Below are 21,647 nucleotides of genomic sequence, written 5' to 3'. Positions count from 1 at the left end.
TCTGTTTGACAATTTAAACGTGTTGACGCCGTCTTCGTGGACCGGTGTTCCACAACCGTTATCAGCGGGCGGCGTGACGTGGCGGGCGTCCCGCCCGGAGCGCCCGGAGGTCAGCGGTCAGCGGTCGATGCGCACCGAGGCGCCCGCCAGCTGGTCCGCCACCTGCCGGACATCCGCTTCGACCATGATCCGCGCGAGTTCCTCCACGAGGACGGTGGGCTTCCAGCCGAGCAGCTCGCGCGCTTTGGACGCGTCGCCGATCAGCGCGTCGACCTCGCTGGGGCGCTCGTACTTGGGGTCGTAGCGGACGTACTCGTTCCAGTCCAGGCCGGCATGGGCGAACGCGGTCTCCACGAACTGCCGCACCGTGGCCGGGACCCCGGTGGCGACCACGTAGTCCGTCGGCTCGCCGTGCTGGAGCATCCGCCACATCGCCTCGACGTAGTCGGGCGCGTATCCCCAGTCGCGCACCGCGTCCAGGTTGCCGAGGTAGAGGCGGTCCTGGAGGCCGGCCTTGATCCGCGCCACGGCGCGGGTGATCTTGCGGGTCACAAAGGTCTCGCCGCGGCGCGGGGACTCGTGGTTGAACAGGATGCCGTTCACCGCGAACATCCCGTATGCCTCACGGTAGTTGACCGTGGTCCAGTACGCGAAGACCTTCGCGGCCCCGTACGGGCTGCGCGGGTGGAAGGGGGTGTCCTCGTTCTGCGGGGGCGGTGTCGAGCCGAACATCTCCGAGGACGACGCCTGGTATATCCGGGTGTCCACCCCGCTCGCCCGGATCGCCTCCAGCAGCCGCAGCGCACCCAGGCCGGTCACGTCGCCGGTGTACAGCGGTGCGTCGAAGGAGACCCGCACATGGGACTGCGCGCCCAGGTTGTACACCTCGTCCGGCTGGATCTCGCGCAGCAGGTTCACCAGCGCCACCCCGTCCGACAGGTCGGCGTGGTGCAGCACGAAGCTGCGCTCGGCCTCCTGCGGGCCCTGGTAGATGTGGTCGATCCGCTCGGTGTTGAAGCTGGACGACCTGCGCACCAGGCCGTGTACCCGGTAGCCCTTCGACAGCAGCAGCTCCGCCAGGTACGAGCCGTCCTGGCCGGTCACGCCGGTGATCAGCGCGGTCTTGGTCATGTGATGTTCCCCTCCGTGCCGGACCCGCCACGGGGGCGGATCCGGTTCTTGCGCCCGCCGTGCACGGGCCGTATGTCGTGAAATCCGGGCATCTCTGGAATCTCGTGAGCTGCGGGTAAGTTCGTCTGGTTTGACGACGGGGTCGTACGGACCACGCAACGCCTGGCATGATCCGGCCCATGACCGCATCGCTGCTGCCCGAACGTGCCCGTGTCTTCGTCGCCGGCCACCGTGGCCTGGTGGGCTCCGCCGTGGCCCGCCGGTTCGCCGCCGACGGGCACGAGGTGCTCACTCGTACCCGTGCCGAACTCGATCTGCGCGACGCCGCGCGCACCGCAGCCGAACTGGCCGCGCTGCGCCCCGACGCGGTGGTGCTCGCCGCCGCCAAGGTCGGCGGCATCATGGCCAACAGCACACAGCCGGTGCAGTTCCTGGAGGAGAACCTCCAGATCCAGCTCAGCGTGATAGCCGGCGCCCATGCCGCCGGCGTCGAGCGCCTGCTCTTCCTGGGGTCGTCCTGCATCTACCCCAAGCACGCCCCGCAGCCGATCACCGAGGACGCGCTGCTGACCGGTCCGCTGGAGCCCACCAACGAGGCCTACGCCCTCGCGAAGATCGCGGGGATCGTGCAGGTGCAGTCGTACCGGCGCCAGTACGGCGCCGCGTACATCAGCGCGATGCCGACCAACCTCTACGGGCCGGGTGACAACTTCGACCTGGAGACCTCGCACGTGCTGCCGGCTCTGATCCGGCGCTTCCACGAGGCGGCGGCCGAGGGGCGCGACGAGGTCGTGCTGTGGGGCAGCGGCACGCCGCGCCGGGAGTTCCTGCATGTGGACGACCTGGCCGCCGCCTGCGCGGTGCTGCTGCGCTCGTACGACGGTGACGAGCCGGTCAACATCGGCTACGGCAGTGATCTGACCATCCGCGAACTGGCCGGGACGGTCGCCGAGGTCACCGGCTTCACCGGCCGGATCGCCTGGGACACCGGCCGCCCCGACGGCACCCCGCGCAAGCTGCTCGACGTGTCCCGGCTGTCCGGGCTGGGCTGGAGGCCGGCGATCCCGCTGCGCGACGGCATCGCGGCGACCTACGCGCACTGGCGCGGCGGCCTCGAGGACGGCACCGCAGGCCGACCCGGGCACTGACGGCTCCGGCCGGTTCCCTGACCCCGGCGCGCCACCGTGCGCGCCGGGGGGCTGTGCGGTCACGGGAGCCGCCCTCAGTACGCCCCGCGACCGTCGACGACGGCGCGGAACGTGCGGGCCATGACGTCGACGTCACTGGTGAACGACCAGTTGTCGACGTAGCTCAGATCGAGTTGGACGGTCTCGTCCCAGGACAGGTCGGAGCGTCCGCTGATCTGCCACAGTCCGGTCATCCCCGGCCGGACGCTCAGCCGCCGCCACTCGACCGGCGTGTAGTGGGCCGCCTCGTCGGCGAGCGGCGGCCGTGGGCCCACCAGGGACATGTCACCCTTCAGGACGTTGACCAACTGGGGCAGTTCGTCGAGCGAGGTACGGCGCAGCCAGTGCCCGACCCGGGTGACCCGGGGATCGCGGCGCATCTTGAACATCAGGCCGTCGTGCTCGTTCTCCTGGGCCAGCGCGGCCTTCTGGCTGTCGGCGCCGACCCGCATGCTGCGGAACTTCCACATCACGAACGGGCGCCCGCCCAGGCCGATGCGCTCATGGAGGTAGAACACCGGACCCGGCGAAGACAGCCGCACCGCCGCCGCGATCAGCAGCAGCAGCGGAGCCAGGACGAGCAGGCCCAGCAGGGCTGCGCTGCGGTCGAGGATCTGTTTGAGCACCGGCTGCACGCCGTCCTTCGTCGGCGGGGCCACGCGCAGCAGCGACATACCGCCGGCCGACCCGGTCTCCAGTCGTTTGACGGACACCTCCACCAGGCCGGGTGCCAGAACCAGCTCGATCCCTGCGTCATGCAGGCCCCAGGAGAGGCGGCGCAGCCGCTCTCCGGACAGGGCGGTGCCCGGGACGACCAGCACCAGATCGGCGCCGAGCCGGTGCACCGCGCTGACGACCAACTCGGCGTCCTCCGTCGCGCACTGGGGCGCGGTCGCGGTCAGCCGCTGTCCGGTCCGGATTCCCGAGACGAACTCGCCGCCACCCACGGGTACGGCACCCACCGCCACATACGGGTGGTCGGTACGGGCGGCGAGGTGCGCGGTCACACCGTCGGCCGCGGTGGGTTCGCCCACCACCAGCACCTTGACCACCGCCTGCGCGCCGCGGCGCCTCGCCGCGAGATGACGGTGCACCGCCTTGCGGCACACCAGGGTCAGCAGCAGGGCGGGAAGCAGTGCCGCCAGGCACAGCGCCGCGCGCAGGCGCACCCCTGTCGCGGCGTGCCCCACCGCGAGGACCCCCAGCAGGATGAACCAGTCGTGGAGCACCGGCAGTGTGCCCCGGTCCTCGCCGATGGCCCGGGCCGCGTAACGCGAGCGGAACGCCTGGACGCCCGCCCAGGCGAGCCCCGCGACGATGCCGCTCGGCACGGCCCACGGCTGGTGGGTGACGAGGAACATCAGTCCCACCGGCACACCGGCGCCGACGAGGTCGGTGGTCACCGAAACGGGCAGATACCACCGGGACTTGCGTCCCATCCACAGCGAGGAGCGCGCCCGACACCGGGCCTCGCTCGATCGGTCGGAATCAGCGGTCTGAACATCCCACATGTACCCCCCCAGGCACGTTCGGTGGCGCGAGCCACCGGTGTCACGAACGTCTATCCGTCGAACATGCGACACGATGGCGAACGGTACGGCAAACTTGTGCACGCATGGGCGCGTTTACGTGAACGTGACCGACAGGTACTGGGCCATATGAAACCGCATGTCGAACGTGCGGGCCGCGCCGGGTGCCAGTCTCGGTGGAACTCTGTACGAACATCGAACGTACTGGCTACAGTGTGCGCCCGACGGGGAAGGGGACGCATCCCGGCGACACGGGGGTGCGTGATGGGGGACAGAAGGGCGGCTGATGCCGCGATGACGGACCGGAGCAAAGCGACAGACGTGCTCCCGGCCGGCGGGTCTTCGGACGACGCCGGCTCCGGTGCCGTGGGCGGCACCGGAGCCGGCGAGGTCGGCGGGACACCGTCCCGGCGCCGCACGAAGCGCCGGAGCCGCGCACGCCGGGTGCTCATCGGGGCGGTGACACTGCTCGCCGTGGGCCTGCTCATGGTGGGCGGGATCGCCTGGTGGACGGTCGATCACTACACCGGGAAGGTCGACCGCATCTCCGGCGTCTTCCCGACGAAGATCCCCGAGGCCGAGCAACCCGCGCCGTCGCACGGCGGCCGGACCTTCCTCCTCGTCGGGGTGGACAGCCGCTCCGATCTGCCGACCACGGGCCGGGACGCCAAAGCCCCCCAGTGGAAGTACGGGGCTCAGCGCAGCGACACGATGATGCTGGTCCATCTCCCGGAGGACCATTCCGGCACGTACGTCGTCTCACTGCCCCGCGACGCGTGGGTGGACGTCCCCGGGCACGGCAAGTCCAAGCTCAACGCCGCCTTCTCCTGGGGCGGACCGCCCCTGCTCATCGACACGGTGCAGCGGCTGACCAAGGTGCGCGTCGACCACCTCGCCGTCATCGACTGGGAGGGCTTCAAGAAGCTCACCGACTCGGTGGGCGGAGTGGACCTCGTGGTGGACGGTGCGAGCCGCCATATGAACGGCACCGAGGCCCTCACCTACGTGCGCGAGCGGAAGCACCTGCCCCGTGGCGACTTCGACCGCACGCACCGCCAGCAGTACTTCCTGCGCACCCTGCTCGGGAAGGTCATGCGCCCCTCGACCTTCTCCAACCCCGCCAAGGCCACCGAAGTGCTTGACGACCTCACCGCCGCCGTGAGCGTCGACGACCGGCTCAGCGACGGCGACCTGCGCACGCTGCTGTGGGACAACCGGAACGTACGCCCCGGCTCCATAGTGTTCATGAACGCCCCCGCCAAGGGGACGGACACCATATCCGGACAGTCCGTGGTCCTCCTGGACGACAGCGCGGGCGCAGAGCTGTGGCAGGCCATGCGGCAGGACTCCCTCGACACCTACGTCGAGACGCACGAGGACGCCGACCGGCTCGGCGCCACGACGCACTGAGTCGACGGCGCGAGTCTGCCACCGCAGCTCGTTCTGTAGTGCTCCACCCTGCCGACAGGCCATGCTTGTCCCAGTCCGGGCCGCACCCCGCGGCCCACCTGCGGGAGGACACCCATGACGGAACACCCGGATCGTCCCGCGCGCCGCCACCACCACCGAAGACCGTCCGGTCGACGACGACGCGCAGTGATCGGAGCCCTGCTGGGCCTGTTACTCATCTGTCTCGGCGCCGGTGCCGGCGTCGGGCTGGCCGGCGGCCGGGAGGCCACCGCGCCGCGCGCCGCGCGACCGAGCCCGGCCGCCACCGAGCCGACCCCCGACCGGGAGACGCTCCCGTCCCCCGTCCCGCCCCCCTCCGCTGAGCCGAGCCGGGGGCCGACCGAGCCTGCCCCCGACCCCGAGCTCACTCCTGCACCCTCCAGGCGGCCGAGCCCGGCGCTTCCCTTCGACCTCCCGGCCACCGAGGTGCTGCGCGGGAGTCCGCATCTGGTCTTCGCGCACTACTTCCCGCCCTACCCGCTCTCGCTCGACAATGAGCCCGCAGCACGCGACTACTACGCCCGTAACTACCTCACGCCCCATGGCGAGAAGGGCAAGCACTCGGCCTACGGCGGCCTGCTGCGGGACCGGCCGCTGCCCGTGCAGCCGAGCGGCGGCGACTGGCAGCTGGGCAACCTGGAAAGGGAGGTGCGGACGGCCCGGGACGCCGGCATCGACGGATTCACCGTCGACATCCTCTCCCTGTCCGGCACCAACCGCGAGCGGGTCGAGCTGCTCCTGCGCGCTGCCCAGCGCGTCGACCCGGGATTCCGCATCGTGCTGATGCCGGACATGGCCTCCCTGGACACGGATCCGCGCACCCTCGCCGACCAACTGGCCGTGCTCGCCGCCTCCCCGTCCGCGTACCGCCTGGCGGACGGACGCCTGGTGGTTTCGCCGTTCAAGGCCGAGGCTCAGGACCCCGCCTGGTGGAGCCAGGTCATCGCCCGGCTGGGAGAGCACGGCATCGGCACCGCGCTCGTGCCGGTCTTCCTGGACTTCCGCGCGAACGCGGAGCGGTTCGCACCGATCAGTGAGGTGTTCTCGTCCTGGGGCAATCGCAGCCACACCCAGCAGGACGGTGTCCCCGAGGACATCCGACTCGCCCACTCCCTGGGCAAGAAGTGGATGCAGGCCGTGTCCGTCCAGGACGCTCGGCCCAACCAGGGCGTGTACGACGAGGCGGGAAACACCACCACCCTGCGCTCGACGTGGAACCACGCGATCTCCGACGGGGCGGACTGGGTGCAGCTCACCACCTGGAACGACTACTCGGAGGGCAGCCAGTTCGCCCCCTCACTGCACAACGGCCACACCTACCTGGACATCTCCTCCTACTACCTCACCCGCTTCAAGACGGGGACCTGGCCCCGAATCGTCCGTGACACCTTGTACGTCACCTCCCGCGTACAGTTCACGTCCGCCGCCGGAAGCGTGCCCCACCGCCTGCTGATGCGCCCCCGCCCCGGTACCGCGCCGGCGAGCGACCAGGTGGAACTGCTCACCTTCCTCACCGCGCCCGCCACGGTCTCCGCGCGCGTGGGCACGGTGCCGCACGTCTACGCGGCTCCCGCCGGACCGTACGTTCGGGCCCTGCCGCTCGGCCCCGGCCGCACCGAGGCCGTGGTCCGCCGTGGAGCGGACACCGTCAGCACCGTCAGCACCCGCTATCCGGTGCGGAGCACGATCGGGGTGCAGGACCTCCAGTACTACGGGGTGTCCAGCAGGCGCTGACATCGGCCGGGATGGCGACCGGCGGGTTCCGGAGGTGTGGCCCCGTCAGGCGGCCGGAACCCGCTGGGAGACCGGGAGGTCCCGCAGACCCCGCAGCGGTGCAGAGAGCAGGATGCCGGTGGTGGCACAGAGGCCGAGGCAGACCAGCCACATCGTCGGCCGCAGGCCCAGGAGGGTGTTCATCGCGCCGCCGAGCAGCGCTCCCACGGGGATCGTGCAGAAGTTGACGAACATCGCGGTGGCCGTGACCCGGCCGATGAGCTCCGGCGGGCAGTAGGACTGCCGGAGCTCACGATGATGACGTTGCATGCCACCACACCGGCCATCATCGTGGTGGATCCGAGGGCGAGAGGGCCGGCCTCGCACCCCGAGGACGCGTGCCGCGCGGATGCCGGACGCAGCGCGAAGGGACGTGGGCCTTCAAGCGCCGCTACCGGCTTCGGTGTTTCACCGGGCACCGACCTGCTGGAGCACGTGAGCCGGGGCATCGGCGATCCACTCGCCGACCGCCAGCAGCGAGGTCGCTCCGGCCAGCACCGCGCACGCGGTGAGCGCGCGCACGACGGACGGGCGGTGGCGCACCCCGCGCGGATCACGCGGGTCCGGCACCTCGGCCAGCCGCTCCAGCAGGCCCGGGACCTCAGCAGGTCGGACCTGCGGCTTCTCACGCAGTTGGCCAAGGGCAGGCGGGATCAGCGATGATGCGTCGGCAGGCACGGTCTTCCACTCGGATCACGGGGCGTAGAGAACTCCATGATCTTGGAAGCCGTGCCTGTCACGTTCCGGCCCCGCCACTCACCTGACGGACCACCACGAACCGCGCGTCACGCGACCAAGCCGAAGCCCTGCCCCGTGCCCGACGCCCCACATCACGCAGCGAGAACGACCGTCACACCCCGACTACCCGGTGAATGTTCACGTTGCCACCATGGCGGCCGTGATCTTTGCGATGACGTCCGTGGCATGCGCGTCCAGATAGAAGTGCCCGCCCGGCCAGATCCGCAACTCGAAGGCGCCCCCGGTGTGCTGGCTCCAGGCGGTGGCTTCCTCGGCCGACACCATCGGGTCCGCGTCGCCGATCAGCGCCGTCACCGGGCAGGTCAGTTTCGGTCCCGGTTGGTACATGTAGGTCTCCGCGGCCTTGTAGTCACTGCGGATCGCAGGGAGCACCATCGCGGTCATGTCCGGGTCGTCGAAGACGTCGGGCGCGGTGCCGGACAACGACCTTATCTGCTTGATGAGTTCTTGGTCGCCGCGCTCGTAGACACGCTCGTTGCGATTGAGGTCGGGTGCCCGCCGCGACGACACGAACAGGTGCGCAAGCTCGATGCCGTCCGCTTCCATGCGCCGCGCGACCTCGAAGGCCACGGTCGCGCCGAGGCTGTGGCCGAACAGATACAACGGTTGGCCTGTCAGCGGCCGGAGCACTTCGGTGATTTCGTCGGCCAGCTCGGCGACCGTCTCCCGGCGCCTTTCCGACAGCCGTTCCTGTCGGCCCGGATACTGTATGGCGAGCACTTCGACGCCCGGCGAGAGCATCTTTGACATCGGCGTGTAATAGCTTGCCGCACCACCGGCGTGCGGCAGGCAGACGAGTCGGGCGGGCGCGGGTAACGCCGGGTGAAAGCGGCGGATCCACAGGTCGGGGTCGACAGCCTGCATGAAATCGGCTCTCCTTCTCGGAGTGTCGGACAAGGGGATGGATACACGGCGGTGCCGTGTCACGTCGCGCAGAATCAGGACCTCTCATTCACACGATATGTTGAGGAGGAGCTGTGGTGTTGCCTGGTTCGCTGGTGAGGGTGTGACTGGGGCTGGGGATTTGCGGCGGGTGACGCCCGCGGGGCGGGAAGTGGTGCGGCTGCGGGTTGTGGCCGCGCTGGAGTCGGGGCAGGTGAAGGGGTACCGGCAGGCGGCAGGGATGTGCCAGGTCGCCGAGCGGTCGGTGGGGACCTGGTGGCGTGCGTATCAAGCGGGTGGTCGGGAGGCCCCGGCGGTGCGGCGGACTGGCCGTCCGGGGCCGGGAGAGCGGATCGGCCCCGAGGAGCGGGCCGTGGTGTTCCAGGCGATGGCCGACTACATCCCGGAGGAGCTGCTGATCGGAGGCCCGCTGTGGACGCGGCCGCTGGTGGCCGAGCTGGTCCGGATGGTCACCGGGGTGGTGATGACCGAGCACGGTGTGGGCAAGTGGCTGCGCCGGCAGGGCTTCTCCCCGCAGCGCCCGGACCGGCGCTCGTACCGGCAGGACCAGGCGAAAGTGGATGCGTGGCTGGAGGGCGAGTACCCGAGGATCGTCGCCCGGACGAAGGAGGAGGACGCGGTCGTGGCCTGGGCGGACCAGTGCGGACTTCGTTCGGACACCGCCCCCCCCGGCACCTCCTGGGCCCCGAAAGGGCAGACCCCGGTCGTGAAGGTCAGCGGCCGGCGGTTCAAGGTGAACATCATGTCCGCGATCGCCGGGCGGGGCACCGTGTACTTCACCGTGTTCACCGAGAAGTTCACCGCCAGGGTGTTCACCGCCTTCCTCGACCGGCTCGCCCGCCAGGCCAGCCGCAAGGTCCACGTCATCGCCGACCGCCACCCCGTCCACCGCTCCAAGGCCGCAACCGCCTCACGGCTGTCCGCCGCCAGCACGCGCATGCCCGATCGGCGCGGTGCAAGCCTCTTCGCGAAGATCATTTCGCTGAGAAAACCCCAATCAGATCGAAAGCCGGTTCGGGAGCATCACAGAAGTCGATCCGTCGCATCGAATTTCCGAATATTTAACGGGCTCATCAAGAAGCAATGCGAACCGGCAGAAACCGGATCACGAGGCACTGGACAGCGGGCGAGTGACACTGCAAAGTGACTCGATATGAAGATCACACTCACTGCACAACGGAGCGGCTCGTGACGGGTACCGATGCCGCCTTATCCGAATATTCCGCACGCCATTTCCTCGGGAGGGCCGCATGACCAGTACCGAGGTGATGCCACGCCGCCGGGCGGGACTGGCCCTTGGAGTGCTGGCCGGAGCGCTCGCGCTGGATGTGAGTGGTCTCGGGGTGCTCAATGCCGCTCTTCCGGCGGTCGGAAAACGTTTTAACCTGGACGACACCACGCTCCAGTGGGTCATGATTGCCTACGCCGTGACATTCGCCGGTTTTCTGCTCGTGGGCGGCCGGCTAGCCGATGTTTTCGGCCGTCGACGGGTGTTCGAATTCGGTATAGCCCTGTTCACGGTGGCCGCGTTGGTCGGGGCTGTGGCGCCTGACATCGGGTGGCTGCTCGGTGCGCGGGCGGTCCAAGGCATCGGCGCGGCCTTGTCGGGTCCGGCCGCACTGGCCCTGCTGACCGAGGTGTTTCCGGCCGGTCCGGCACGCAACCGGGCGCTCGGCGTGTACGCGGCCGTCGGCGCGGCGAGCTTCAGTGGCGGGGTGCTGCTGGGCGGTGTGCTGACCCAGTTCCTCGGCTGGCGGTCGGTGCTGTGGTTCTCGGTGGTGGTGGGAGTGACCGTGCTGGCGGTGACGCGCGCCGGGCTGCCCGCGGGTGTCGGGCGCGGCGGCAGGCTGGACCTGCCCGGTGCGATCTTGGGCACGATCGGCCTCGCCCTGCTGGTCGTCGGCGCGAGCACGGGCGGCATGTTGGCGGGGGCCTCACTCTGCCTCGCAGTGGTGTTCCTGCTGCTTTTCGTCGTGCGCGAGGGCCGCACCGCGGACCCGGCACTTCCGCTCGACCTCTTCCGGGTGACATCGGTCCGAAGCGCGAGCCTGGCGGCGTTCCTCCAGTACATGGCCTCGGTCGGGATGCTGTTCTTCGCGCCGCTGTATATGCAGGGGATGCTGAACTATTCTCCGCTCGAGTCCGGTCTGGCGCTGGTGCCGATGTCGGCGTGCGTGTTCCTCACCGCCAACTTCGTCACCGGACGTCTGCTCACCAAGTACGCACCGCGCACGCTGATGACTGTCGGGCTGGTCCTGATCGGCGCGGGAACCGCGCTGTGGATAACTACACCGCACGAGGGTGACTATCTGCTGCATGTGCTGCCCGGCATGGTGCTCAGCGGTATCGGCCAAGGACTGAACTTCCCCGCGATGACGTCCGCCGCGCTCAGCGGCATCGAGCCGGAACGGCACGCGGTCGCCGGGGCGGTGAACGTCGTGGCCCAGCAGATCGGCGCCAGCATCGGAGTGGCGGTCATGGTCCTGATCGCGGCGACCAGCGATGACCGGCTCAGCGGCTACCACCTCGCCTATCTCGCAGCCGGCGCCGGTTGTGTACTCGGAGCTGTAATCGTCGCCATGGCAGGCCGTGGGGCGAGCACGGCCTGAAGAAGACCGGCCGACCATCGCCGAACACGGGGCGCTGGGTCAAGGCCGCCGAGATCGACCGCCCCTGAAGCCGCTGCCGCGCAAGTGATCGACTACCCGCGCGGCAGCGGTTTCAGGGGCGTTTCCCGTCCACCGGACCGTGGTCGGCAGTTCCTGGCTGACCAGGCGACGACCGAACGAGCGTCGAAATCCGGCCAATCCGCCGAACCCGGCCGATCCGCATACGGAACGAGAGAATTTCAATCCGTCCAATCCTCGCTAAACGGCCAGCAACCAAGAACGAACAGCCGCCCCCTTTTGTCATTATCCAGAAGATCACGGCTATTTGTGTTGCGATACCGTGAAAAACTGGTACCTACCTCTAAACAGGAGCGAAGTCGTCATGCCGCCCCTCCGCCCCGCAGGGGCGGATACCGGCCAAATTCACCCGTGCGGATATACCGCCGGTAGACAACCAGGCAGGGCTGGCATTTGAATGTTCACGCGTATCGGACTCCTGTCTTTCTCGTCACGGAAAGCAGTGGTCCAAGCTCCACTTGGAAAAGAAAGGATCACTCGCATGGGGGATCGGCCGGAATTCAGCCTCACCCAACTTCTCTACTTCGTCACCATTGCCGAGACGGGAAACATTTCCGAAGCCGCCGAGCGCCTGCATGCGTCCCAGTCCGCGGTGTCCGCCGCGATCCAGCGACTGGAAAGACAGCTGGCGAACCAATTACTCGTGCGCCACCACGCCAAGGGAGTCAGTCTGACCTCGGCCGGGAAGTTGCTCATTGACGACGCGCGGGCGATCCTCAGGCAGGCCTACGCCCTGAATCGCTACAGCAGCAGGCTCCAGGACGAGTCCGAGGGGCGCCTCGACATCGCATCATATTACTCGATCACCTCATTCTTGATGTTGCGGACCATCTCCCGAATCGCCGATTGCCAACCCCGACTGACGGTAAAAGTCCACGACGTCCACTCACCCATAGACCTGTTACTGGACGGCACCTGCGAATTAGCAGTCACCTACAGCATCACCTCGTCGGAGGAGACCAGGTTCACGGAAGTAGTCACGCCCGCGCTGTACGCGCTCGTCGCGCAGAGTCATCCGTTGGCCGATTCGGGTACGGTCTCGTTGGCCGATCTGGCGAAGTATCCGATCCTGATGGCCGACGTACCTTCCTCCACCGGAATTCAGGCGTATGTGGAGAGTGCCTTCATAAAAGCAGATGTCCCCATGCCCAGAGTTATTTATACAACTGGAACGGAGGCCATGCGTGCTTTGGCGGGGGCCGGGCTCGGATTCATGCTGACCCATCACAGGCCCCAGTCGATGGATACACCGGACGGCAGCCGGATCGCCTTGGTGGCCATCACCGACGACATCCCTCACCTGTCCATAGGCGTGCAGATGCTGCGGAGCACCGTACCGACCCAGCGTGCGCGCAACTTCGTGACAGCCCTTCGCATGACAGCCCAGCAGCTCTACACTCCGGCAACCGCCTGAGCGGGGTGCGGGACTTCACTGTGCGTAGAGTGCCCACTTGTTGCTGTCGACGGGCGTTGCTCCGGGCAGCGCGATGAGTTCGGGCTTGAACAGCGGTGCCGAGTCCATCGCCGGCTCCCAGGTCGCCAGCTTCTCGTCCTGCGGGACCTCGATCCGCCTGCCCTCGGCGAGGTCGGCGACCACCCGCAGCAGCAACCGCACACCGAGCGGGGCAAGGTGCTCGCGCCACAGGCTCTGCGCGGTCGAGCCCGGGGGCACGAGCAGGTGCTCCTGGGCGGCGAGGGGGCCGGCGTCCGTACGCTCGGTGAGGTGGTAGACGCTGCCGCCCGTCACCTTGTCACCGTCGCGGATCGTCCAGCGAATGGCGTCCCGGCCGCGGTGCAACGGCAGCAGGCTCGGGTGATAGCCGATGGTGGCGACGGCGGCCCTGGCACGGGTCCGGCGGCCGATGAAAGCGTGCGAATGCGCGGCGACGATGATGTCCACTCCGTCCGGGATGTGCATCGCGCGTAGCTCGGCCGCGTCCGTCCACTGGACGTCCCTGGGATACGCCCAGGCGCGCAGGCGGTCCCAGGACATCGCGTTGCTCTCGTCGGAATGCCCCCTGCGCAGGCGGGGGGCGGCTGCGCCGACCATCTTGTGGCCTGCGTCCAGGAGGGCGTCCGCGACCTCCACCGCGAATCCCCCTCGTCCTGAAATATAGATGTTCACTTGCGCTCCCGGCGGTCGCTGGTCGGGTATCGGTTCAGCACGGGTTGTCCATCAGATGGACCGATGCCACAGGCGGGTCCCGGCTTGGAGGTGGTCCGGACAGGGCTCGACGCCCGCGCCTGGTGTCGCCATGTCCGCAACCGGCGTCGGCGCCCGCCCGCCGGCGGCACGGCGGGCGGGCATCGGCGGCGTGTGCCACAGGTGGTGCGAGGAAGCGAGCTGGTCCTCATGACGCCCGATGGCGTGCATGTGGTCCGCTCAGGGTCACCAGTTCGTACGCCAGAACCGGCGCGGCCGGAAGGGGTACGTGGGCAGCGGCACGCGGTGGCTTGCCTCCTCCGGGTGCAGGGAGGCGAAGTCCACCCGCTGGCCGGTCACCCAGGCGGCGGCCAGCTCGGACAGCGCCTGTCCATCGTTTCCGGACGGCAGGATCCCGTTGTCGTTGCGCTGGAAGGAGTCCACGTTCGCCTGCGGCGCGGCTGCGGTCTCGGTGGCCAGTCCGCGGGGGGCGTCGTCGGACAGCGCCGCGATCAGCTCCGCACGGCTGCGGACCACGGCCGCCCAGCGGCGGTCCATCACCTTGCGGCCCAGGTTGAGGCTGAAGCAGATGTCGTCCAGCCGCAGCTCGGGATGGGCGACCAGCCAGTCCTTCAGCCGTGCGCGCTGAGCGGCCAGCGCTTCGTCGTCCAGGGCGGACAGCGTGGCCAGTCGTGGCCTGCCCTCGGACTCGGGACCGCGCTCGGCGGCGTTCGGCGGCTCCTCCAGCACCAGGTGGGCGTTGTATCCACCGCCGCCGATCGAGGTGATGCCCGCACGGCGGATGCCGGACTCCGTCTCCCAGTCCGCCGTCCCGGACTGTGGCACGAACGGGGTGCCGGGGAAGCCGATGTCCTCGTTGACCTCGGTCAGGTTGATCGTCGCCGGCAGCTTCTTGTGGTACAGGGCCATCGCGGCCTTGATCGCGCCGAAGCCGCCCGACACCACACCGCCATGGCCCACATTGCCCTTGACCCCGCCGATCGAGGTGGTGCCGGTCGTCTTGCCGAACGCCATGTTCGCCGCGTGCACCTCGAGTTCGTCGGTCATCGGCAGACCGAGAGCATTGGCCTCGTACATGGACACCGTGTCCGGAGTGACGCCGCCGACCTGCATGGCGTTGGCGATGCACGCGCTCAGCCGCTCAGGCTGTGCCATACCGTAGGCCACCGCGCTGACACCGTTGTTGTTGACGGCCGAACCCTTGACCACGGTATAGATGTGGTCGCGGTCCTTGACGGCCTCCGCCAGCGGCTTGAGCAGCACGGTGACAACACCGCTGGACAGCACGGTGCCGGTGCCGTTGGCGTCGAACGGACGGCAGTGTCCGTCCTTTGACAGGATGCGGTTCTCCTCCCACAGATGACCGCGGGGGTGCGGCAGGCGGACCATCGCGCCACCGGCGATCGCCATGTCGATCTGGCCGAGCAGCAGCGACTGGCAGGCCATGTGCACCGAATAGTGGAAGCCGGCGCAGACGGCCGCGAGGGTCACGGCCTCACCTCTCAGCCCCATGTAGTACAGGGCGTTGGACGTCATGGTGTCCGGGGACCACGCCGCGCCGGCTTCCATCGCCTCGGGGCCGACGGACACCCGGTCCGGCGGGGAACTGTAGAGCGCGGCGGTCTGCGCGTTGTTGGCACCGTAGATGCCGACCTCGCCCTCGACGCGATCCGGGTCGTACCCGCCGTCCTCCAGCGACTCCCACGCGCTCTCCAGGAACAGCCGGTTCTCCGGGGTCATCGCGGCGGCCATCCGGTCGCTGATGCCGAACACCGACGGATCGAACTTGTCGTAGGTGTCGAGCACGCCGCAGGCCGGGACGTAGAACGGACTGTGGATCAAGGTCTCGTCGACGTGGATGTCGTCCTTGTCGAGGATCGACACGGATTCCCTGCCGTGTATGAGGTTGTGCCAGAACTGTTCCTTGGTGCGGGCCCCGGGCGCCCGCAGGGACATACCGATGATGGCCACGTCACCCGGGTCGTAGTCCTGCTCAGGGCTGTCGGACATGGAAGGCTCCTGCTTTGAGGGGTCTGGTGAAGTACGAGGTTTCCGTCACTGGCCTGCTTCCTCAGGTGTGGTGCTCGGCGCGATGTCCTTCAGTGCCAGGTCGGGCTGGGCCATCGAGTCGAAGAGCACAGTGCGGTAGAGCGCGAGGAGCTCCGACACGGTCTCCTTCTCCAGATAGCTGGGCTTGTACTGGACGTGACCGAACGCCTCGCCGCCGATGTCGGCCATCGAGATCTCCAGGTCGAACTTGGCGATGTGCCTGCGCACCGGCAGCGGTTCGAGCGGCAGCGCGCTGTCGGGTGCGAGGGTGTCGCCCCGGCCGTGGAAGAGCCTGGTGGCGCGGGGAAAGGCGTCCGACGACAGCCAGTTCACCGCGATGTCGAACCACGGCGGTCGGCCCTCGGCTCTGAGCGGCTTCAGGACGGATGCCAGCCGGTCGAGCGGGTAGTTCATGTGCTCGAGCAGGCCGAGCGAGAACGCGTGGACCTCACCCAGCAGGTCCCGGAAACTGCGCTCGCCGGCAGGTTTCGCCCGCACCAGCACCGTATTGAGGTAGTAGCCGATGGCTGACTCCCAGCCGGGCTCGCCGCGTTGGGCGATGGCGGTGGCCAGTACGGAATCCTTGACGCCGGCCACCCGGTTGAGCGTGGCGAAGAAGCCGGCCAGCACGACGGTGCTGATCGACACTCCCTCGCGCAGCGCGAACTCCTTGAGCCGACGCGTTTCCTCGGCGCTCCAGTGGAATGTGAGGTCCCGGCCCTCGTAGGTGACACCGGGAGGGCGCTCCACGGTGGACAGGTCGACGTGGGCGGGCGGGTCGGCCAGCTGCCGCGACCACCAGTCCAGTGCCGCGTCGGCCGCCGGGCCGGCCAGCCACTCCCGCTCCCACTCGACAAAGTCCGTGTACGGGGGAACCGGATTGCTCGCGGCGGAGTCGGCGCCCTCGTAGAACTCCTGGATCTCACGGATCATCACATCTGCCGACGCCGCGTCCGACGCGATGTGGTGCACGAGCACAAGCAGGTAGTGGTCCGCCGGCCCACGGGTCATCAGCACGACGCGCACCAACGGCCCGTTGTCCAGGTCGAGGGGCAGGTGCCCGTACTCGGCCAGTTTCTCGCGGGCCTCTTCGTCGTCCCGGTCAGAGCTGTCCACCACGATGAACTCGTACACCGGTTCGTCCAGGACGACTTGGTACGGCCGGCCGCCGGCCTCGACGAAGACCGTGCGCAGCGCGGGATGCCGCTCCATGACGGCCCGTATGGTGTTGTCGAGCAATTGTTCGTCGACCGGGGTCCGGATCCGGGCGGCCACCATGAAGTTGTATGGCACCGCGTCCGGGTCGACCTGTTGCATGAACCACAGCGAGGCCTGGCCGTGTGACGTCGGCGCCAGTTCCAGACCGAGACCGTCGGCACGCAGCTGCTCCGACGCCGGTGCGTCGATGGGGTCGAGCAGCCCGCGCGCGCTCAGTTCGTCCACCAGCTCCTCGGCGTCGAGCTCGGACAGGTCGTCGAGGAACGTCTGTGACGACCTGGCCCTGGGCGTCGGCGCGGAAACCGGCTCAGGTACCGGCGTCGGGGCCGGCTGGGCCGCCACGGCCGACGTCGCCCCACCGGCAACCCCGACGCAGTGGGCGACGACCTCGGATATCGGTCGACCGTCCAGGAAGACCACCGGCGACACGCGCTGCCCGTACAGTGCCTGCAACCTGTTGACGAGGCGGATCGCCAGCATCGAGTCCAGGCCGAAGTCGCGCAGGCCGGCGTTCTCGTCGAGCCTGCTCACCGGGACGCCCAGCGCGTCGGCGAGCTCGGCGAGGACGACCTCCCCCACTGGCCTGACCGCGGCCGGCTGATGCTCCACCGGCTTGACGTCGACGTCGGCCACGGTCTCGGCGGCCGGGGCCGGCGCGACTTCGCGGCGCGGTGCGGTGTCCAGCCAGTAGCGATCCCTCTGCCACTGCACCAGCGGGGTTTCCACGACCTCGACGTCGTCGGCGAACCACGAGTCGAAGGTCAGCGGCAGGCCCCTGACGTACAGCGACGCGACGGCCCCCAGCAGGCAGCGTACGTCGCTCTCGCCGCGCCGCAGGGAGTTGATCGCGTGCACCTGGGCGCCCCGGGTCAGCGCGATCTCCTCGACCGCGCCGGGGAGCGTCTCGTGCGGGCCGATCTCGATGAAGGTGCTGACGCCTTCATCGACCAGCGCACCGATCGTCTCGGCAAACCGGACCTGGTTGCGCAGGTTGTGCACCCAGTAGTCGACGTCGGTGACCGGGTTCACGGTCCCGGCCAGGGCCGTGGAACGGAACTCAATGGTGTTGGCCAGGGGGGTGATGCCGTCGATGCTTTCGCGCAGCGGCTCGATCAGCGGATCCATGCCGGGGCTGTGCACCGGCCGCTCGACCCTGATGTTCCTGGTCGAGACCCCGTCCCGCTGAAGGTCGGCCTCCAGGGCGCGTACGGCCTCGGGCGAGCCGGAGACCGCCGCGCTGGTGGGGCTGTTGACCACGGCGATCGCCGCGTGCTCGGCATACGGGGCGAGCCTCGGCAGCAGCTCCTCCTCCGGCAGATCGACCGAGATCATGGCGCCACGGTCCGCTTTCCGTTCGAGCAGGTGCGAGCGGGCGACCACGACGCGGGCGGCGTCGTCCAACGACAGCGCGCCGGCCACGCATGCGGCAGCGACCTCGCCCAGGCTGTGCCCGACGACCGCGGTCGGCTGGATGCCGAACTCGAGCCAGACCTTCGCCAGCGAGACCTGCAAGGCGAACAGCACGGGCTGCTGCAAGTCCATCTCCTCGAACCTGGACTCGTCGGCCGGGGCGGCGAGCTCGTCGAGCACCGAGCAGCCGCCGGCCCTGCGCACGGCGGCGTCGCAGGCCTCCATCGAAGCGCGGAACCCGGCGTGCGAGCGCATGAGTTCCCGGCCCATGCCGACCCACTGCGTGCCACCGCCGGAGAACATCAGCGCCACCCGCCGGTCGACGTTGCCGGAGACCGTGCCGGTGACGACATCGGGATGCGACTGACCGGTGGCGACCCGGGCAAGTCCTTCCAGGACGTCCTGACGGTTGCGGGCGAACAGCGCCGTCCGCCGGCCGTGGTGGGTACGCCTGGTCGCGAGCGTGTAGGCGAGGTCGCCGACCCGCAGGCCCGCGTCACGTTCGACATGGTTGGACAACTCTCGGCAGGTGTCGGCCAGAGCGGCCTCCGTGTGCGCCGAGACGGGGACGAGATGCACCTGCTCGTCGGCAGCGACGTCACCCCGGCTCGGCGCGACGTGCCGCCCACGGTCACCCGCGAGGAACGGATGGGCCGCGACGGGAAGTCCCGCGGTGAACAGGGTGCCGAGCGAGCCGAGCAGGGTCTCGGCTTCGTCGGCACCGCGCCGGAGCGAGGGCAGCGTCGTCACCGGGAGGATTTCCGACACCGACTTGAGCAGGACTGGATGCGGGCTGAGTTCGATCACCGCGTCGACGTCGTGGTCGCGCAGGTGCGTCAGGGCGTCGACCACCCGGATCTCCTGGCGCAGGTTGTCCGCCCAGTAGTCCGGCCCGAGCTCCGCGCCGTCGACCGTTTCGCCGGTGACCGTCGAGATCATCGGGATGCGTGTGGTCCGGGGCCTGATGCCGTCCAGTTCGGCCCTCAATGGGGCGAGGACGTGGTCGACCAGTGGCGAGTGCGGGGCGTGGCCCATCCGCACCCGGTGGTTCGTGACGCCCTTCTCGTTCAGCAGCTGGACGAGGTCGTCGATCTCCTGCGGTGTGCCGGTGACCAGGGTGGAGTTGAGGCCGTTGTAGCCGGAGACGGTGAGTCGGCCCGTCAGGTACTGCCTGACTTCGTCCGCGGCGGTCGCGACCACGATGCCGTCGCCGCGTCCGACTGCCAGTTGCTGGAGGAGCCGGCCGTGCCGGGCGGCCAGGCGGGAGGCGTCGTCGAAGTCGAGCGCGCCGGCGATGTGGGAGGCGGCGAACTCGCCGACGCTCTGTCCCACGACGACGTCCGGCTCCACACCCAGCGAGCGCCAGGCGTCGGCGAGCGCGACCTGTATGGAGAACAGCAACGGCTGGAAGACGTCCATGTCGTCGATGCGGCCGTCAGTGGACAGCATCTGGTCGACGAGCGAGAAGCCCAGCAACTCCCGCATCCGCTTGTCGGAGCGCATCATGGACCGGCGGAACACGGGCATGCCGGCGAGCAGTTGCCTGCCCATGCCCACCCACTGCGAACCGTTGCCGGAGAACAGGAACGCCACCCGCGGCTTGCGTCCGGTCTTCTCCCCGACGCTCAGCCCGGCAGCCGTCGCGCCGTCGGCGAAGGCGTCCAGCCGTGTCCTGAGTTCGGCCATGTCGCGGGCGGTGGCCGCGAGCCGGAAGGCGCCGTCGCCAGGTGCCCGGCTGCAGACCGCGCGCAGGCCGTTCTCGTCACGCAGCGCCTCGACCTGCGCGGCCAGGGCCTCCCGGGAGTCCGCGGCCAGCAGGAGGAGCGAGCTCTCGGGGCGCGGCAGTTCCTCGACGGCGACGTGACAGATCGCGCCGCCGAATCCGAACGAGCTGACGCCGCCCCGGCGCGCGTCGGACCGGCGCGGCCACGGTGTCAGCCGGTCCTGGACGGTGAGGTTGTACTCGTCGAACATGATCTGCGCGTTCGGGGCGGTGTAGTGCAGGCTCGGCGGCAGCACGCCGTTCCGCATCGACATCGCCAGTTTGACCAGGCCGACGATGCCGGCCGCCGCCTCCAGGTGCCCCACGTTGGACTTGACGGAACCGAGCCGTAGCGGATCCGCGCGGTCACCGCCCAGGACCGCGCCGATGGCGTTGGCCTCGATCGGGTCGCCGAGAGGGGTCGCGGAGCCGTGGCACTCGATGTAGTCCACGAGGTGCGGTGCGATACCCGCCCGTCGGTACGCGGTGCGGAGCATCTTCTCCTGTGCCTGGGGGTTCGGCGCGGTCATGCCGTTGCTCAGACCGTCGTTGTTGGAGGAGCTGCCCTTGATCAGGCAGTACACCGGCAGGTCGCGCTCCAGCGCCACGCTCAGCGGGGCGAGTACGACGACGCCGGCGCCCTCACCGCGGACGTAGCCGTCGGCGCGGGCGTCGAACGACTTGCAGCGGCCGTCCGGAGCGAGCGCGCCCATCGCGTCCATGGCGGTGTAGTAGTCGGAGACGAAGCTCAGGTTCACGCCGCCGGCGAGCACCAGATCGCTCTCGCCCAACCAGATCGACTGGCATCCCACGTGCACCGAGACGAGCGATCCGGCGCAGGCGGCGTCGATGGCCATACTCGGGCCCTGCAGGCCGAGGACGTACGAGACGCGGTTGGCGATGATGCCGTCGTGCATACCGGTCGCGGTGTGCGGGGTGATCTGGGCGTCGGGACCGCGATAGTGCGCCAATGCGGCGTAGTCGCCCCAGCAGGAGGCCATGAACACTCCGGTGTCGCTGCCGACGAGGCTGTGGGCCGCGATGCCCGCGTCCTCCAGCGCCTCCCAGGACAGCTCCAGTATCAGGCGCTGCTGCGGGTCCATCTGGACGGCCTCGCGGGGTGAGATGCCGAAGAACAGCGGATCGAACTGGTCGATCCCGTCGATGAATCCGCCCCAGCGCACCTTGTCGTTCAGGAGTTCGCGCCGCGCGGCCGGTACCGGTCCGACAGCGTCGCCGCCCTCGACCAGCAGGCGCCAGAACGAGGACGGGTCCGGTCCGCCCGGGAACCGGCAGCCGATGCCCACGATCGCGATGGGTTCGTGCGATCCCACCCGGCGATCGTTGCTCGGGGCGGGCTCGGCCGCACGAGGGCCGTCGACAAGCGCACGGGCGAGCTCGTCGACGGTCGGGTACTGCCAGATCCAGGTGGCCGGAACCTGCCAGCCGAGGAATTCGGACAGCGACGCCGCAAGAGCCACTGACTTCATCGAGTCCAGTCCGTAACGGTGGACCGGTACCCAGCGATTCACTTCGTTTCTGGACACGTCCAGCAGTTCAACGACACGAGAAAGCAGAAACTCTGTTACAGCATGCACGTCTCGCGCTACACGCTCTTGAGACATT

Annotated in this window: 14 protein-coding genes; 6 read left to right on the top strand and 8 right to left on the bottom strand. The window is 69.0% G+C overall.

The annotated features are described in order from the left end of the window. Positions 1 to 117 precede the first annotated feature (117 nt). Positions 118 to 1,131, bottom strand: a complete 1,014-nt coding sequence (gmd, locus tag FEF34_RS33300; protein ID WP_138056479.1) for a GDP-mannose 4,6-dehydratase — start codon at positions 1,129 to 1,131, stop codon at positions 118 to 120. 179 nt (positions 1,132 to 1,310) lie between these two features. On the opposite strand from gmd, the gene FEF34_RS33295 reads away from it, so the two are divergent. Then, positions 1,311 to 2,279: a GDP-L-fucose synthase family protein gene (locus FEF34_RS33295; protein WP_138056478.1), complete on the top strand. Its 969-nt coding sequence runs from the start codon at positions 1,311 to 1,313 to the stop codon at positions 2,277 to 2,279. A gap of 74 nt (positions 2,280 to 2,353) precedes the next feature. Here FEF34_RS33295 and FEF34_RS33290 read toward each other — a convergent pair whose 3' ends face one another. Beyond that, entirely contained in the window at positions 2,354 to 3,757 is a 1,404-nt protein-coding gene (locus FEF34_RS33290; RefSeq protein WP_138056477.1) for an exopolysaccharide biosynthesis polyprenyl glycosylphosphotransferase, read from the bottom strand. A gap of 384 nt (positions 3,758 to 4,141) precedes the next feature. Between FEF34_RS33290 and FEF34_RS33285 the strand changes: the two genes are divergently transcribed. After that, a complete protein-coding gene (locus FEF34_RS33285) occupies positions 4,142 to 5,257 on the top strand; it encodes an LCP family protein (RefSeq protein ID WP_234042643.1) in 1,116 nt (371 codons plus the stop codon). Positions 5,258 to 5,443: 186 nt separating this feature from the next. Further along, positions 5,444 to 7,030 carry a glycoside hydrolase family 71 protein gene (locus FEF34_RS33280; protein ID WP_234042642.1) on the top strand — a complete coding sequence of 529 codons (1,587 nt, stop codon included), beginning with the start codon at positions 5,444 to 5,446 and terminating at the stop codon, positions 7,028 to 7,030. Between the two features lie 45 nt (positions 7,031 to 7,075). Here the strand turns inward: FEF34_RS33280 and FEF34_RS33275 are convergent, their stop codons facing one another. The 3 genes from FEF34_RS33275 to FEF34_RS33265 form a co-directional block, all read right to left on the bottom strand. Beyond that, a complete protein-coding gene (locus FEF34_RS33275) occupies positions 7,076 to 7,339 on the bottom strand; it encodes an MFS transporter (RefSeq protein WP_138056474.1) in 264 nt (87 codons plus the stop codon). 138 nt (positions 7,340 to 7,477) lie between these two features. After that, positions 7,478 to 7,747: a transposase family protein gene (locus FEF34_RS33270; RefSeq protein ID WP_234042641.1), complete on the bottom strand. Its 270-nt coding sequence runs from the start codon at positions 7,745 to 7,747 to the stop codon at positions 7,478 to 7,480. A 198-nt stretch (positions 7,748 to 7,945) separates the two neighbouring features. Next, positions 7,946 to 8,692 carry a thioesterase II family protein gene (locus FEF34_RS33265; RefSeq protein ID WP_138056473.1) on the bottom strand — a complete coding sequence of 249 codons (747 nt, stop codon included), beginning with the start codon at positions 8,690 to 8,692 and terminating at the stop codon, positions 7,946 to 7,948. 169 nt (positions 8,693 to 8,861) lie between these two features. On the opposite strand from FEF34_RS33265, the gene FEF34_RS33260 reads away from it, so the two are divergent. The 3 genes from FEF34_RS33260 (at position 8,862) to FEF34_RS33250 (ending at position 12,832) form a co-directional block, all read left to right on the top strand. Continuing rightward, positions 8,862 to 9,878, top strand: a complete 1,017-nt coding sequence (locus FEF34_RS33260) for an IS630 family transposase (protein WP_171053185.1) — start codon at positions 8,862 to 8,864, stop codon at positions 9,876 to 9,878. Between the two features lie 103 nt (positions 9,879 to 9,981). Continuing rightward, positions 9,982 to 11,340: an MFS transporter gene (locus tag FEF34_RS33255; RefSeq protein WP_138056471.1), complete on the top strand. Its 1,359-nt coding sequence runs from the start codon at positions 9,982 to 9,984 to the stop codon at positions 11,338 to 11,340. Between the two features lie 559 nt (positions 11,341 to 11,899). Further along, positions 11,900 to 12,832 (top strand): LysR family transcriptional regulator, encoded by a 933-nt coding sequence (locus tag FEF34_RS33250; RefSeq protein WP_171053184.1) that lies wholly within the window; start codon positions 11,900 to 11,902, stop codon positions 12,830 to 12,832. 15 nt (positions 12,833 to 12,847) lie between these two features. Here FEF34_RS33250 and FEF34_RS33245 read toward each other — a convergent pair whose 3' ends face one another. The 3 genes from FEF34_RS33245 to FEF34_RS33235 form a co-directional block, all read right to left on the bottom strand. Beyond that, positions 12,848 to 13,543, bottom strand: a complete 696-nt coding sequence (locus FEF34_RS33245) for a formyltransferase family protein (RefSeq protein ID WP_234042640.1) — start codon at positions 13,541 to 13,543, stop codon at positions 12,848 to 12,850. Between the two features lie 264 nt (positions 13,544 to 13,807). After that, positions 13,808 to 15,592 carry a beta-ketoacyl synthase N-terminal-like domain-containing protein gene (locus tag FEF34_RS33240; protein ID WP_138056469.1) on the bottom strand — a complete coding sequence of 595 codons (1,785 nt, stop codon included), beginning with the start codon at positions 15,590 to 15,592 and terminating at the stop codon, positions 13,808 to 13,810. Between the two features lie 45 nt (positions 15,593 to 15,637). Further along, entirely contained in the window at positions 15,638 to 21,646 is a 6,009-nt protein-coding gene (locus tag FEF34_RS33235) for a type I polyketide synthase (protein WP_138056468.1), read from the bottom strand. Position 21,647: the final 1 nt, after the last annotated feature.

This window comes from Streptomyces marianii, from assembly GCF_005795905.1.
Classification (GTDB): domain Bacteria; phylum Actinomycetota; class Actinomycetes; order Streptomycetales; family Streptomycetaceae; genus Streptomyces; species Streptomyces marianii.
This window is presented reverse-complemented; position numbering and strand designations above follow the sequence as displayed.

Bases quoted from the DNA above. Each gene is read 5' to 3' on its own strand.
- FEF34_RS33235 (WP_138056468.1), bottom strand. From the start codon at position 21,646: ATGTCTCAAGAGCGTGTAGCGCGAGACGTGCATGCTGTAACAGAGTTT.
- FEF34_RS33250 (WP_171053184.1), top strand. From the start codon at position 11,900: ATGGGGGATCGGCCGGAATTCAGCCTCACCCAACTTCTCTACTTCGTC.
- FEF34_RS33255 (WP_138056471.1), top strand. From the start codon at position 9,982: ATGACCAGTACCGAGGTGATGCCACGCCGCCGGGCGGGACTGGCCCTT.
- gmd (WP_138056479.1), bottom strand. From the start codon at position 1,131: ATGACCAAGACCGCGCTGATCACCGGCGTGACCGGCCAGGACGGCTCG.
- FEF34_RS33265 (WP_138056473.1), bottom strand. From the start codon at position 8,692: ATGCAGGCTGTCGACCCCGACCTGTGGATCCGCCGCTTTCACCCGGCG.
- FEF34_RS33285 (WP_234042643.1), top strand. From the start codon at position 4,142: ATGACGGACCGGAGCAAAGCGACAGACGTGCTCCCGGCCGGCGGGTCT.
- FEF34_RS33240 (WP_138056469.1), bottom strand. From the start codon at position 15,592: ATGTCCGACAGCCCTGAGCAGGACTACGACCCGGGTGACGTGGCCATC.
- FEF34_RS33275 (WP_138056474.1), bottom strand. From the start codon at position 7,339: ATGCAACGTCATCATCGTGAGCTCCGGCAGTCCTACTGCCCGCCGGAG.
- FEF34_RS33295 (WP_138056478.1), top strand. From the start codon at position 1,311: ATGACCGCATCGCTGCTGCCCGAACGTGCCCGTGTCTTCGTCGCCGGC.
- FEF34_RS33290 (WP_138056477.1), bottom strand. From the start codon at position 3,757: ATGGGACGCAAGTCCCGGTGGTATCTGCCCGTTTCGGTGACCACCGAC.